Below are 15,178 nucleotides of genomic sequence, written 5' to 3'. Positions count from 1 at the left end.
CCGATCAAACTGAGTGTCTCTGGTGTGGCGAGGGATGAAAAAAAGCCGGGCGCATGGCCCGGCTTGTGCGTGGTTGCCGCTTCGGCAGCTCAGTGGCCGGAGGCGCCCGAAGCTCCCAGACCCGTTTCCGAACGCACCTGCTGCGCGGGGAACACGGCGCGTTCCCTGGCGGCCTGGGCACTCTTGTCGAGCACCGAGAACAGCCACACGCCCACGAAGCCGATGGTCATGGAGAACAGCGCGGGCGATGCATAGGGGAACCAGGCCGAGCCTGCAGGGTTGCCCAGCGTGGCTTCCCAGACCGGGGGCGAGACGATGGTCAGGCCCACCGAGGACGCCAGGCCCATGAAGCCGCCGATCACGGCGCCCTTGGTCGTGCAGTCCTTCCACAGCACCGACAGCAGCAGCGGGGGGAAGTTGGCCGAGGCCGCGACCGCGAAGGCCAGCGACACCATGAAGGCAATGTTCTGCTTCTCGAACACGATGCCCAGCAGCACGGCGATGGCGCCCAGCGTCAGCGTGGTGATGCGCGAGACGCGCAGCTCGGCGGCGCTGTCGGCCTTGCCCTTCTTGATCACGGTGGCGTACAGGTCATGCGACACGGCCGAGGCGCCCGACAGCGTCAGGCCCGCGACCACGGCCAGGATGGTGGCGAAGGCCACGGCCGAGATGAAGCCGTAGAACACGTCGCCGCCCACGCTCTTGGCCACCAGCACGGCCGCCATGTTGGCCGTGCCCGCGCCGCCGTGGATCACGCCCTTGACCGTGTCGGCCATCTCGGGGTTGGTCAGCACCAGGGTGATGGCGCCGAAGCCGATGATGAAGATCAGCACGTAGAAGTAGCCGATCCAGGTCGTGGCCCAGAACACGCTCTTGCGCGCTTCCTTGGCGTCGGGCACGGTGAAGAAGCGCATCAGGATGTGGGGCAGGCCCAGCGTGCCGAACATCAGCGCCATGCCGAAGCTGATGGCCGAGATCGGGTCCTTGATGAAGCCGCCCGGGCCCATGATGGCCAGGCCCGCCTTGGCGGCGGCCGAGGGGTCGGCGCCGTTGTTGGCAGCGATCTCGGAGCGCACGCGCACGCCTTCGGCGAACAGCGCCTCGGGGCTGAAGCCGTACTTGGCCAGCACCATGAAGCCCATGAAGGTCACGCCGGCCAGCAGCATGCAGGCCTTGATGATCTGCACCCAGGTCGTGGCCGTCATGCCGCCGAACAGCACGTAGATCATCATCAGGCCGCCCACCAGCACCACGGCGATCCAGTAGTCCAGGCCGAACAGCAGCTTGATCAGCTGGCCCGCGCCCACCATCTGCGCGATCAGGTAGAAGGCCACCACCACCAGCGTGCCGCTGGCCGCGAAGGCGCGGAACGGTGTCTGGGAGAAGCGGTAGCCGGCCACGTCGGCGAAGGTGAACTTGCCCAGGTTGCGCAGGCGCTCGGCCAGCAGGAAGGTCAGGATGGGCCAGCCCACCAGGAAGCCGATGGAGTAGATGAGGCCGTCATAGCCGCTGGCCATGACCGAGGCCGAGATGCCCAGGAAGGAGGCGGCCGACATGTAGTCGCCCGCAATCGCCAGGCCGTTCTGGAAGCCCGTGATGCCGCCGCCGGCCGTGTAGAAATCGGCCGCCGACTTGGTGCGGCCCGCGGCCCACTTGGTGATCCACAGCGTGGCCACGACGAAGGCCGTGAAGAGAATGATGGCGGTCCAGTTGGTGGCCTGCTTGGCGGCCACGCCGACATCGCCGCCGGCGGCCAGCACGGGCCCCGTCAGGGCCAGCGCCACGGCGGGCGCCAGCAGCATGCGTTGTGCGGAATTCTTCATTTCGTGGCGTCCTTCAGGATGTCCTGGGTGAGCTTGTCGTACTCGCCATTGGCACGGCGCACGTAGAGGCCGGTGACGATCACCGAGAACACGATCACGCCCATGGCGATAGGAATGCCCAGCGAGGTCACGCCCGCGCCAATGGGCTGGGCCAGAAAGGATTTGTCGAAGGCAATCAGCGCGATATAGCCGTAATAAACGACCAGCATCAGCAGCGTCAGAAAAAGGCCCAGGCGATTGCGTCTGGACCGCAGCTCCTGGTATTTGGGATGGCGCTGTATCTTGTCTACCACCGGATCGGTCATGGTTTGTCTCCTGAAGTTGGAATCGCGGCGGCAGCCCCATGGATCTGCAGCCTTGCGGCGCATTCTGGAAAGCGCTTCTGACCGAGTGCTTACGCAGTGCAGCATGGTTTGCCAGGGTTTTTACGGTGCTTTTCACATGGAAAAAGACGGCATCAGGGTTGCTGCTGAGTTAGTAAGAAATCGTTCAGTTCGCCGTCAATTTCTGTAAGAGGTGAGTCAGATTCGCGTCAGCAGGCAGGCGGATAGTGAATCGGCGGGCCTATGGCAAGCCCGCTAAATATTCAATAAATCAAGGAGACAGACATGGCTATCAACGCATCGCAAGGCGCGGGGGTCAAGGCGACCCCGCGGCCCATGACTCCGGAAGAACGCAAGGTGATCTTTGCCTCGTCGCTAGGCACGGTATTCGAGTGGTACGACTTCTATCTCTACGGATCGCTGGCGGCCATCATCGCCAAGCAATTCTTCAGCGGGCTCGATGCGGGATCGGCCTTCATCTTCGCGCTGCTGGCCTTCGCGGCCGGCTTCATCGTGCGGCCCTTCGGCGCGCTGGTGTTCGGGCGGCTGGGCGACATGATCGGGCGCAAGTACACCTTCCTCGTGACCATCCTGATCATGGGCCTGTCGACCTTCATCGTCGGCATCCTGCCCACCTACGCCAGCATCGGCGTGGCGGCGCCGGTGATCCTCATCGGCCTGCGCATGCTGCAGGGCCTGGCCCTGGGCGGCGAGTACGGCGGTGCGGCCACCTATGTGGCCGAGCACGCGCCGCACGGCAAGCGCGGCGCCTACACCTCGTGGATACAGACCACGGCAACGCTGGGCCTGTTCCTGTCGCTGCTGGTGATCCTGGGCGTGCGCACCTCCATCGGCGAGCAGGCCTTCGCGGACTGGGGCTGGCGTATTCCCTTCCTGCTGTCCATCGTGCTGCTGGGCATCTCGGTGTGGATCCGCATGACGCTGTCCGAGTCGCCGGCCTTCCAGAAGATGAAGGCCGAGGGCAAGGTCTCTAAGGCTCCGCTGTCCGAGTCCTTCGGCCAGTGGCGCAACCTCAAGATCGTGATCCTGGCGCTGATCGGCCTGACCGCCGGCCAGGCTGTCGTCTGGTACACGGGCCAGTTCTATGCGCTGTTCTTCCTGACCCAGCAGCTCAAGGTCGATGCGGTGACGGCCAACCTGCTGATCGCGGCGGCACTGATCATCGGCACGCCGTTCTTCGTGATCTTCGGTTCGCTGTCCGACAAGATAGGCCGCAAGCCCATCATCATGCTGGGCTGCGTGCTGGCCGTGGTGACCTACTTCCCCGTGTTCAAGGCGCTGACCGAAGCGGCCAACCCCGACCTGGCCGCGGCCCAGGCCAAGAGCAAGGTGGTGATCGTTGCCGATCCCAAGGAATGCTCGTTCCAGTTCAATCCCACGGGCACTTCCAAGTTCACCAGTTCCTGCGACGTGGCCAAGCAGCTGCTGGCCGCCGGCTCGGTCAGCTATGACTCCGAGGACGCAGCGCCCGGCAAGACGGCCTTCATCCGCATCGGCAGCACCGAGATCCCCTCGTTCTCCGTCAAGGGCCTGAGCCCCGAGGAAGCCAAGGCCAAGGACGCCGAGTTCAAGAAGACCGTGGCCAAGGTGCTGGCCGAGGACGGCTATCCCACCAAGGCCGACCCCGCGAAGATGAACAAGGTGATGATGGTCGCCATCCTGACCTACCTGGTCATCCTCGTGACCATGGTCTACGGCCCCATCGCCGCCATGCTGGTGGAGCTGTTCCCCACCCGCATCCGCTATACCTCCATGAGCCTGCCGTACCACATCGGCAATGGCTGGTTCGGCGGCCTGCTGCCCACCATGTCGTTCGCCATCGTGGCCCAGACCGGCAACATGTACAGCGGCCTCTGGTATCCCATCGTCATCGCGGGCGCCACGGCCATCATCGGCACGCTGTTCCTGCGCGAGACCAAGGATGTGGATATCTACGCGAATGATTGAGGGCTCCCCCTGAGGCGCTGACGCGCCTACCCCCGTATGCACGGCGCCCTCTCTCGCTTCGCGGGAGGGGGACGACGCCATCGCCGCGAGGCGGCTCTTGCTCGGCGTCTCTGAGTTGGGCCGCGCCGGTTGCATGCGGTGTGCGCAGTATCCGACTGTGTTTTGTGGCGCTGCATTGACGAAAGCCCATGGCGGTTTGCCATGGGCTTTTTTCGTATGGCGCTTCTACTGGTTTTCCATGTCATGCCTGTGGCAGCAAAGCATCAGATCGCGCATTTTCAGAGGCGGCCGTACATTTTTTGACATGCCCGCACCTAGAATTCGCAGCAGCCGCAAATGGCACTGATCTAGAGCCGGAGTCGGCCCTGAGATTTCAAGAATACCCACTCAACAATCCCAAGGAGATGCCGAGATGATCAAGATGAACCGCGTTGCCCTGGCCGTGCTGGCCGTGCTGGGTTCCACCACCGTGATGGCGCAAAGCAGCGTCACGATCTATGGCCGTATCAACACCACGATCGAGCGCCAGAAGATCGGTGACGAAAGCGTCAGCAAGATGGAGAACAACTCCTCGCGTTGGGGCATGCGCGGTGTCGAAGATCTGGGCGGCGGCCTGAAGGCCGGCTTCGTGCTGGAAAGCGGCTTCGCTTCCGACACCGGCATGGGCTCCTCCTCCACCGGCGCGCTGACCTTCGGCCGCCAGAGCGAAGTGAACCTGTCGGGCAACTTCGGTATGCTGCGCCTGGGCAACTTCTTCCCCGGCTCGTACTTCGCCACGGCCGACTACGTGAGCATGCACAACCATGACACGGGTTCGTCCTCCGACGCGCTGTACTTCGATCCCGTCTGGTTCGCCAGCGGCCTGGGCACCGCCAACAAGATCTCCTACACCACGCCCAACTTCGGCGGCCTGACGGTGGAAGGCTCGGTCTCCATGCACGAGAAGGCCACCGCCCTGGCCAAGAAGAAGAACGGCTACGACCTGGCCGCCAACTACAACGTGGGCCCCCTGGCCCTGGGCGCCGGCTACAGCCAGTTCGACGAAGACAAGCAGCTGGCCTTCCGCGCTGCCTACACTCTCGGCCAGTTCGTGCTGGGCGGCTACTACCAGCGCAACGACGAAGAAATCCGCGGCACGCGCAACAACTTCCGTCTGTCGGGCATGTACACCCTGGGCGCTTCCGAGTTCCACGTGAACCTGGGCCACGCCAACAAGTGGAGCAACATTGCCGACTCCGGCGCCAACCAGTGGACCCTGGGCTACAACTACAACCTGAGCAAGCGCACCAAGGTCTACGGCTACTACACCAAGGTGGACAACAAGGCCGGCGCCAACTACATGACCGGCGTGAAGGGCGCGGACTTCTCGTCCTTCGCCGTCGGCGTGCGCCACGCATTCTGATCGCCGCGCGGCGTAAGCCGCGAGCAAAGCAGGTCTGTTCCAATCAGCACCTGCCTGCCATCAGGCCTCGTACCGAAAGGTGCGGGGCCTTTTTGTCTGGGCCCGTCTTTTCACAGCCTGATCAAGGAAATACCCATGAGGATCATCGCGGCCGGTTGCCTGGCCTTTGTTGTCGTGTCGCTGCTGGCCATCACCCAGGTGAAGGGCGTGCCGGACGGGCAGGCCATGCCTGCCTCCGTGCAGATGGCCAAGTAAGACCTAGAAAGAGGCACGAGCCCCGGACTGGTTCCGGGGTTTTTTTTATGGTCGCGCGGATGCGTTGAGGAGGCGCTTTTTTGTTTAACCTGTATGAAAATACAGGTATTGAGAAGCGTCCGATGCCTGACGCATGGACTGCCTAGAATGTTTGGCTCCCACTGACCACACAACATCCATGACGCACGGTCTGATTCGAATTCGCGGCGCACGCCAGCACAATCTCCAGAACCTGGATCTCGACATCCGTACCGGCGAGCTGACCGTGGTCACGGGGCCCAGCGGCTCGGGCAAGTCCAGTCTGGTGTTCGATACCCTGTATGCCGAAGGCCAGCGCCGCTATGTCGAGACCTTCTCGGCCTATGCGCGGCAGTTCCTGGACCGCATGGACAAGCCGGCCGTGGACCGTGTGGAAGGTGTGCCGCCGGCCATCGCCATCGACCAGACCAATCCCGTTCGCAACTCGCGCTCCACCGTGGGCACGATGACCGAGCTCAACGACCACCTGAAGCTGCTGTTCGCGCGTGCGGCGCAGCTGTTCGACCGCGACACCGCCGTGCCCGTGCGCCACGACACGCCCGACAGCGTGCTGGAGGAACTGGCCGAGCGTTGCCGGCAGGCCGGTGATCCGCGCATCGCCATCACCTTCCCCGTCGAGCTGCCCGCCAACACCACGGCTGCCGAGGTGGAGCAATGGCTGTCGGCCAGCGGCTTCACCAAGGTCCAGGCCGAGCGCGAGGCCGAGAAGGCCGGCGCCGTGGAGCCTGCCGCAGACGCCAAGGGCAAGAAGGCCAAGGCGGCGGCGCCGCTCAAGGTCAAGATGCTGGACGTGGTGGCCGACCGCTTCCGCCTGGGCAACGTCGAGCGCGCCCGCGCCTACGAGGCCATCGAGGTCGCGCTCAAACGCGGCAGCGGCCACATGACGGTCTATGTGCTGCCTGAATCCGCCGTGGAAGCCGCAGGTGCCCAGCCCACCGAGCCCCAGCTGTGGAAGTTCTCGCTGGGCCTGCACTGCCCCGAAAGCGGCCTGAGCTACCAGGAGCCGATTCCCTCGCTGTTCTCCTTCAACTCCGCCGTGGGCGCCTGCGAGGCCTGCCGGGGCTTTGGCCGCGTGATCGGCGTGGACTGGGGGCTGGTCATCCCCAACGACAAGCTCACCCTGCGCACGGGCGCCATCAAGCCCGTGCAGACACCGGCCTGGAAGGAGATCCAGGACGACCTGATGCGCCACGCCGAGGCCGAAGGCATTCCGCGCGACACGGCCTGGGCCAAGCTCACCGACGCGCAAAAGAGCTGGGTGCTGGACGGCTCGCCCAACTGGAATGGCAAGTGGACCCAGACCTGGTACGGCATCAAGCGCTTCTTCGAATACCTGGAGAGCAAGGCCTACAAGATGCACATCCGGGTGCTGCTGTCCAAGTACCGAAGCTATACCGAATGCCCCACCTGCGGCGGCGCGCGGCTGAAGACCGAAAGCCTGCTGTGGCGCCTGGGCGGCAAGCAGGCCGCCGATGCCGTGCTGCCGCCCGGCGACGAAGGCCGCTACCGCCGCTTCATGCCGAAGGGCGTGGCCTGGAGCCGCGAGCAGCTGGACGCGCTGCCGGGCCTGTGCCTGCACGACCTGATGCAGCTGCCCCTGGTGCGGCTGCGTGATTTCTTCCAACAGCTGGCGCCGGCAGTCGACGCCCCATTGCATGACGGCGAGGCCCAGGCCCTCAAGATGCTGCACGCCGAAATCATGGCGCGCGTGCAGTACCTGTGCGACGTGGGCATCGGCTACCTCACGCTGGACCGCCAGAGCCGCACGCTGTCGGGCGGCGAGGTGCAGCGCATCAACCTGACCACGGCCCTGGGTACCTCGCTGGTCAACACCCTGTTCGTGCTCGACGAGCCCAGCATCGGCCTGCACCCGCGCGACATGGAACGCATCACCGAGGCCATGCAGCGCCTGCGCGATGCAGGCAACACCCTGGTCGTGGTCGAGCATGACCCGGCCGTGATGTTCGCGGCCGACCGCATGATCGACATGGGCCCCGGCCCCGGCGCGCGCGGCGGCCAGATCGTCTTCGACGGCACGCCCGACGACCTGCGCCATGCCGACACGCTGACCGGCGCCTACCTGGGCGGCCGCAAGCAGGTGGGCTTCGGCCTCAAGCGCATGGTGACCGAGTCCACGCCGCGCCTCATCCTCGAAGGCGCGCGCGAGCACAACCTGCGCAGCATCGACGTGGACTTTCCGCTGCAGCGCCTGGTCACCATCACCGGCGTCAGCGGCTCGGGCAAGTCCACGCTGATCCAGGACGTGCTGGTGCCCGCGCTGATGCGCCACTTCGGCAAGCCCACGGATGCGGCCGGCGCCTTCGAGCGCCTGCTGGGCGCCGACCACCTGAGCGACGTGATGTTCGTGGACCAGTCGCCCATCGGCAAGACGGCGCGCTCCAACCCGGCCAGCTACGTGGGCGCCTGGGACTCCATCCGCGAGTTGTTCGCCATTGCGCCGCTGTCGCGCCAGCGCGGCTACACGGCCGCCAAGTTCAGCTTCAACAGCGGCGACGGCCGCTGCCCCACCTGCGGCGGCTCGGGCTTCGAGCATGTGGAGATGCAGTTCCTCTCCGACGTCTACCTGCGCTGCCCCGACTGCAACGGCACGCGCTACCGCCCCGAGATCCTGGAAGTCACGATCGAGCGCCACGCGGCCGGCGAGTTGCAGCCGCGCAAGCTCAACGTGGCCGATGTGCTGGAGCTCACCGTGGCCGAGGCGGCCCTGCTGTTCGCCCAGGACCGCGAGGTCATCCGCGCCCTGCAGCCCATCGTCGATGTGGGCCTTGAATACGTGAAGCTGGGCCAGCCCGTGCCCACGCTGTCGGGCGGCGAGGCCCAGCGCCTCAAGCTCGCGGGCTTCCTGGCCGAGGCGGCCAAGTCCCAGGCCAAGTCGAAGCAGGCGCTGGCCAAGAAGGGCACATTGTTCCTGTTCGACGAGCCCACCACGGGCCTGCACTTCGACGACATCGCCAAGCTCATGCGCGCGCTGCGCAAGCTGCTGGAGGCCGGGCACTCGCTGATCGTCATCGAGCACAACCTGGACGTGATCCGTGCCAGCGACTGGCTGATCGACCTCGGTCCCGAAGGCGGCGACGGCGGCGGCGCCATCGTGGCCCAGGGCACGCCCGAGGAAGTGCGCCAGGTGCCTGGCTCGCACACGGCCCAGGCCCTGCGCGAGTACGACCTGGCCATGGGCGTGGGCGGCGAGGCCGTGCGCGAGGTAGCCCCCATGCTCTACAAGAGCCAGCGCAAGGCGCATGCCATGTCGGGGGCGGCCGCCAGGAATGCCATCGAGATCGTCAACGCCAAGGAGCACAACCTCAAGCAGCTGTCGGTGGAGATCCCGCGCGGCAAGTTCAACGTGGTGACGGGCGTCTCGGGCTCGGGCAAGTCCACGCTGGCCTTCGACATCCTGTTCAACGAAGGCCAGCGACGCTACCTGGAATCGCTCAACGCCTATGCGCGCTCCATCGTCCAGCCTGCGGGCCGGCCCGAGGTGGATGCCGTCTACGGCATTCCGCCCACCGTGGCCATCGAGCAGCGCCTGTCGCGTGGCGGGCGCAAGTCCACCGTGGGCACGACCACCGAGGTCTGGCACTTCCTGCGCCTGCTGTACGTCAAGCTGGGCACGCAGCACTGCATCCACGACGGCGCCGCGGTGCAGCCGCAGACGGAGGAAAGCATCGCGGCCCAGCTGCTCACGCAGTTCCGGGGCCAGACCATCGGCCTGCTGGCGCCGCTGGTGGTCAACCGCAAGGGCGTCTACACCGAGCTGGCCGACTGGGCTCGGCCACGCGGCTACACCCATCTGCGCGTGGACGGCGAATTCCTGCCCACCACGGGATTCCCGCGCATCGACCGCTTCAAGGAACACACCATCGAGCTGCCCGTGGCCAGCATCACCGTCACGGCGGCCAGCGAGCGCGAGCTGCGCGGCCACTTGGCGCAGGCGCTGGAAACAGGCAAGGGCGTGCTGCATGTGCTGTCCGGCCTGGACAACCTGGCCGATGCCATGGCCGGCGGCCGGAGCACGGCCGGCATCGGCAGCCTGCAGGTGTTCTCCACCCAGCGCGCCTGCCCGGTCTGTGCCACCAGCTATGCCGAGCTGGACCCGCGCCTGTTTTCCTACAACAGCAAGCACGGCTGGTGCCCTGACTGCGTGGGCACGGGCGTCAAGCTCACCAAGGACCAGCGCAAGGTCTATGACGACACCCTGCTGGTCGAGGACAACCGGGGCCGCGAAGTCAAGTTCGAAGGCCAGGAAATCGAGGACCTGGCCGAAGTGACCTGCCCCACCTGCCAGGGCACGCGCCTGAACGCCACGGCGCGCGCCGTGCGCTTCCATGGCGTGGGCATTGCCGAGATCGCCCAACTGTCGGTCAACGACGTGCGCAAATGGGTGCAGGCGCTGGCGATGTCGGGCCGCGAGGCCGATATTGCCCGCGACCTCATTCCCGAGATCCAGAGCCGCCTCGAATTCCTCGAGGAAGTGGGACTGGGCTACCTGACGCTGGACCGTGGCGCGCCCACGCTGTCGGGCGGCGAGGCCCAGCGCATCCGCCTGGCCGCGCAACTGGGCAGCAACCTGCAGGGCGTGTGCTATGTGCTGGACGAGCCCACCATCGGCCTGCATGCACGCGACAACCAGATCCTGCTCAACGCCCTGCACAAGCTGGGCGACAAGGGCAACACCCTGGTCGTGGTCGAGCATGACGAAGACACCATCCGCCGCGCCGACCACATCATCGACATCGGCCCCAGCGCCGGCATACGTGGCGGCCGCCTCGTGGCCCAGGGCACGGCGGCCGACATCATGGCGGCCGAGGACTCCATCACGGGCCGCTACCTGCTGCACGCCATGCGCCACCCGTTCCAGCCGCGCCGCTGGGTGGGCGAGGGCCAGCCGCCGCAGGCGGCCGCCGCGCTTGCAGCAGTGGCCGAACCGGTGCCGGAACCCGCGCCTGTCAAGGTATCCAAATCCAAAAAGAAGGCCGCGCCTGTCGTTGTCGAAGCCGAACCCGCCTCCGACGCACTGGACTGGCTGACCGTGCGCGGCGCCCATTTGCACAACCTGCAGAACGTGGATGCGCGCGTGCCGCTCAAGCGCCTGGTGGCCGTCACCGGCGTCAGCGGCTCGGGCAAGTCCACGCTGGCGCGTGACGTGATGCTGGCCAATGTGGCCGCCTGGGTGGGCCAGCGCGCCACCAAGGCCGGGCGCGATGCCATGGACGCGGGCAAGGCGCCTGCGCTGTCGGGCTGCAAGGGCCTGCAGGGCTTCGAAGGCATTGACCGCGTGCTGGAAGTGGACCAGACCCCCATCGGCAAGACCCCGCGCAGCTGCCCGGCCACCTACATCGGCTTCTGGGACACCATCCGCAAGCTCTATGCCGAAACGCTGGAGGCCAAGGCGCGCGGCTACGCGGCCGGCCGCTTCTCGTTCAACACCGGCGAAGGCCGCTGCCCGGCCTGCGAGGGCCAGGGCATGCGCACCATCGAGATGAGCTTCCTGCCCGACGTGAAGGTGCCCTGCGAGGTCTGCCACGGCGCGCGCTTCAACCCCGAGACCCTGGCCGTCTCCTGGCGCGGCAAGAGCATTGGCGATGTGCTGCAGATGGAGGTGGACGAGGCCGTCGAGTTCTTCGCCAGCATGCCCAGCATCGCCCACCCGCTGCAACTGCTCAAGGACGTGGGCCTGGGCTATCTCACGCTGGGCCAGCCCTCGCCCACGCTGTCGGGCGGCGAAGCCCAGCGCATCAAGCTCGTCACCGAGCTGACCAAGGTGCGCGACGACGTGACCCGGCGCGGCAACAAGGCGCCGCACACGCTCTATGTGCTGGACGAACCCACGGTGGGCCTGCACATGGCCGATGTGGACAAGCTCATCCGCGTGCTGCATCGCCTGGTCGATGCGGGCCACAGCGTGGTCGTCATCGAGCATGACCTGGACGTGATCGCCGAGGCCGACTGGATCATCGACCTCGGCCCCGAAGGCGGAAAGGACGGCGGCCGCATCATTGCGGCCGGCACGCCCGAGGATCTGGTGGCTGCGGGCACGCACACGGGCAAGGCGCTCAAGCCCGTGCTGGCCCGTTGAGCCTCAGGCGCAGGCCACGCCTGCGCTGCGTGCGGAGCCTGCGGGCAGGCGGCTGCTCCAGAAGACCAGCACCAGGCCCACGGCCGTCAGCGCGGCGGCGGCCCAGCCCAGGTTGACCAGACCCAGGCCACCGGCCAGGGCCAGGCCGCCGACCCAGGCACCCAGGGCGTTGCCCAGGTTGAAGGCCGCAATGTTCAGGCTGGAGACCAGGTTGGCGCCCTGGGGGCCGGCCTGGTCCAGCACGCGCATCTGCATGGGTGCCACCGTGGCGAAGGCCACGATGCCCAGCACGATCACATAGGCCATGGCCACGGCCTGGTTCCCGAAGGCCCAGCGGCCTGCCGCCAGCACCACCATCAGCGCCGCAATGCTCCACACCAGGGCGCGCATCACGCCCCGGTCGGCCAGCTTGCCGCCCAGCAGATTGCCTGCGGCCAGGCCCGCGCCGAACAGCAGCAGGGTCAGTGCCACCAGGCTGTCGCCCATGCGGGTCACCTGGGTCAGCAGCGGCTCCACATAGGTGTAGAGCGCAAACACGCCCGCAAAGCCGAAGGCCGTGATGCCCAGGCCCAGCCAGACCTGGCCGTTGGCCAGCACGGCCAGCTCCTGTGCCAGCGGCGTGACCTCGGGGCGGCCCTGGTCGCGCGGCACGAAGGCGGCCAGGATGGCAAAGGCCAGCACGCCGATCGCGGCCACGGCGAGGAAGGCGCTGCGCCAGCCGAACATCTGGCCGATCCAGGCGCCGGCAGGCACGCCCAGCAGGGTGGCCAGCGTCAGGCCCGAGAACATCAGCGCAATCGCCGACGCCTTCTTGTCCACCGGCACCAGGCCCGTGGCCACCACGGCGCCCACGCCGAAGAAGGTGCCGTGGGTCAGCGAGGTCAGCACGCGTGCCGACATCAGCCATTCATAGCTGGGCGCGAACGCGGCGGCCAGGTTGCCGGCGATGAAGATCAGCATCAGCGCCAGCAGCAGGCGCTTGCGCGGCCATTGGCGCGTCAGCAGCGTGAGCACGGGCGCGCCCACGGCCACGCCGATGGCGTAGCCCGAAATCAGCGAGCCCGCCGTGGGAATGCTGATGTGAAGATCCTGGCTGACCTGGGTCAGCAGGCCCATGATGATGAATTCCGTGGTGCCGATGCCAAAGGCACCGGCCGCCAGGGCGAGTAGGGAAAGAGGCATGGACGGATTCCTTGTGATCCTTGGTGTGATGTCCAGTAATGTCGCACTGCAACATACCTTTGTGTAGATGGAATAATGGAAACGGATCTGTTCCTGTGTGGAATAGATGATCCTTTTCTCGGAGACACCATGCCCGCACTTGTTCCTCTCGCCGCCGCCGACACGGGCAGCGCCGATGCCAACCGCTTTGCCGAGCTGGAAATGCTGATCCTGGTCGCCGAGCGCGGCAGCCTCTCGGCCGCTGCGCGCCACCTGGGCATCTCCCCCTCGGCCGTGAGCAAAAACATGTCGCGGCTGGAGGCGCGCCTGGGCGTGCAGCTGCTGCAGCGCAGCACGCGGCGCCTGCATCTCACGCCCGAAGGCTGCCAGCTGTTCGAGCGCGGCAAGCGCGTGCTGGCCGACCTGGAGGAACTGGAGGCCTGCGTGGCCGTGCGCAGCGAACCACGCGGCCTGGTGCGCATCAACACCAGCTCATCGACCGGAAAAATGCTGCTCGTGCCCCTGGTGCCGCAATTGCTTCAGCGCCATCCCGGGCTGAGCCTGGAACTGAGCTTCACGGACCAGATCGTGGACCTGGTCGAGGCCGGCACCGACATCGCCGTGCGCTGGGGCCAGCTTCCGCCCTCGGACATGGTGGCGCGGCTGCTGGGCCACACGCGGCAGGTCATCCTGGCCTCTCCGCAGTACCTGGCCCGCATGGGCCGGCCCACCCATCCCGATGAGCTGGGCCACCATGTGCGCCTGGGCTGGAGCTACCAGCGCGCCATACCGCACTGGCCGTTTCTGGTGGACGGCCAGCGCGTGGCCGTCGATATCGGGGAGGTGGTGCGCGTCAACGACGGCGATGTGATGCGCGAGCTGGCGCTGCACGGCACGGGCCTGGCCCGCCTGTCGCTGTACCACGCCTGGGCCGACGTGCTCGCCGGCCGGCTGGTGCCCGTGCTGGAGGAATTCAACACGGGCGACCTGGAACCCATCCACGCCGTCTACCTGGGCAAGCCCGACCGCCTGCCCCCGCGCACGCGCGCCGTGCTCGACTTCCTGCAGGCGCATGTGGATCTGCGGCATGCGGAGCAGCTGCCGGCGCTGCCCTGAGGGGTGGCCGGCAGCGAGGGCGTCACTCCTGCTCGGCTGGCAGAGGTGCGGCGTTGAAGGACAGGTTCTCGATGATGTCGTGCAGCACGGTGGGCACTGGGTCCACGGGTGCGTCGGCCGCGTAGACGATGCCTGTACCCACGCCCTTCGGGTCAAGCAGGCGTTTGACCACCAGCACCTGTTCGGGGCGGGTGCCATTGGTGCGGGAGCTGCCTTCACCCTCGTTCACGCTGTAGACGAAGTAGTAGGAGCGCAGCAATTGGCCGTAGTTGTTGACCTTGACGCACAGGACGCCGCCCGCCAGATTGCCCCGGATCTGGTGTTCGCAACCAAACAGCCTGTCCGCCGTTTCCATCAGGCCATTGCCGTTCGCGGTGGCAGGCGTTTGCAGCTGCATATTCACCACTTCGGAAGCAACGCCTTCGCTGCCGAACGAAGTCAGCGCCCAGAGTCCCCTCAGGCTGGATGCCACGGCGGGGTAACCGAAGTTGAAACGCGAAATCGCCACTTCCTGTTCGCCGGGCAGCGTGATGAAACCCGACACGCCGCTGGTGAAGCGCATGCTGACCTGGCCCATGTTCCGGTCTTCGGAGCCCGACATCGGGCCGCTGCCCAGAAAGCGGCCGCCCTTGTAGCGGATCAGCGGAGCGGCAAAGCGGTTATTGGTCAGCGCGCCCGAGGTCATGTAGAAGGTGGGCTGGCCGCTGGGCTCGTAGGCATACATCTGCATGACCAGCGTGCCGTTCTGTGCATCGATGGCCAGCCCGCGACCCGGCTTGCCGTTGAGTTCGGAAGTCACGACCCAGGTGCCATTGCTGGGCATGAATGCGTGCGCCAGGCCGCAGCCCAGCAAGATGGCTGCTGCCAATGCTTTCTTGAACATGGTCCCTCTCTGTCTGATTAAGAAAATGCATGGGCATTCTAGCCATCGTCTTTACAAAGAGAAACAGTGCGATGGTTTTGAGTGGCTTTTGCTGGAGTCCCTGAAATGGGT

General features: G+C 66.2%; 8 protein-coding genes. 4 read left to right on the top strand and 4 right to left on the bottom strand.

The features are described 5' to 3' along the window. Positions 1–89: 89 nt before the first annotated feature. Positions 90–1,823: a cation acetate symporter gene (locus ACF8ML_RS05640; RefSeq protein ID WP_016450046.1), complete on the bottom strand. Its 1,734-nt coding sequence runs from the start codon at positions 1,821–1,823 to the stop codon at positions 90–92. Then, positions 1,820–2,128 (bottom strand): DUF485 domain-containing protein, encoded by a 309-nt coding sequence (locus ACF8ML_RS05635; protein WP_012207753.1) that lies wholly within the window; start codon positions 2,126–2,128, stop codon positions 1,820–1,822. Before ACF8ML_RS05635 ends, ACF8ML_RS05640 begins: the two co-directional genes overlap by 4 nt. A 303-nt stretch (positions 2,129–2,431) precedes the next feature. Between ACF8ML_RS05635 and ACF8ML_RS05630 the strand changes: the two genes are divergently transcribed. From ACF8ML_RS05630 to uvrA, 3 genes are all read left to right on the top strand, one after another. Next, complete coding sequence (locus ACF8ML_RS05630) at positions 2,432–4,114, top strand: MFS transporter (protein ID WP_016450047.1); 1,683 nt, start codon at positions 2,432–2,434, stop codon at positions 4,112–4,114. A 412-nt stretch (positions 4,115–4,526) separates the two neighbouring features. After that, positions 4,527–5,516, top strand: coding sequence for a porin (locus ACF8ML_RS05625; protein ID WP_016450048.1), 990 nt, complete (start codon positions 4,527–4,529; stop codon positions 5,514–5,516). A 433-nt stretch (positions 5,517–5,949) separates the two neighbouring features. Then, positions 5,950–11,907, top strand: a complete 5,958-nt coding sequence (gene uvrA / locus ACF8ML_RS05620; RefSeq protein ID WP_392406596.1) for an excinuclease ABC subunit UvrA — start codon at positions 5,950–5,952, stop codon at positions 11,905–11,907. Between the two features lie 3 nt (positions 11,908–11,910). Here uvrA and ACF8ML_RS05615 read toward each other — a convergent pair whose 3' ends face one another. Further along, positions 11,911–13,089, bottom strand: coding sequence for an MFS transporter (locus ACF8ML_RS05615; RefSeq protein WP_133073113.1), 1,179 nt, complete (start codon positions 13,087–13,089; stop codon positions 11,911–11,913). Positions 13,090–13,218: 129 nt separating this feature from the next. Here ACF8ML_RS05615 and ACF8ML_RS05610 point away from each other — a divergent pair, with 129 nt between their 5' ends. Beyond that, positions 13,219–14,184: a LysR family transcriptional regulator gene (locus ACF8ML_RS05610; protein ID WP_392406595.1), complete on the top strand. Its 966-nt coding sequence runs from the start codon at positions 13,219–13,221 to the stop codon at positions 14,182–14,184. Between the two features lie 22 nt (positions 14,185–14,206). On the opposite strand, the gene ACF8ML_RS05605 is transcribed toward ACF8ML_RS05610, so the two are convergent. Then, positions 14,207–15,067 (bottom strand): hypothetical protein, encoded by an 861-nt coding sequence (locus ACF8ML_RS05605; protein WP_046237941.1) that lies wholly within the window; start codon positions 15,065–15,067, stop codon positions 14,207–14,209. Between the last annotated feature and the right edge of the window lie 111 nt (positions 15,068–15,178).

The organism is Delftia sp. WSY_10 (genome assembly GCF_043104705.1).
GTDB lineage: Bacteria > Pseudomonadota > Gammaproteobacteria > Burkholderiales > Burkholderiaceae_C > Comamonas > Comamonas tsuruhatensis.
The sequence above is the reverse complement of the archived record's forward strand: the minus strand, read 5'-3'. Positions and strand labels throughout refer to the sequence as shown.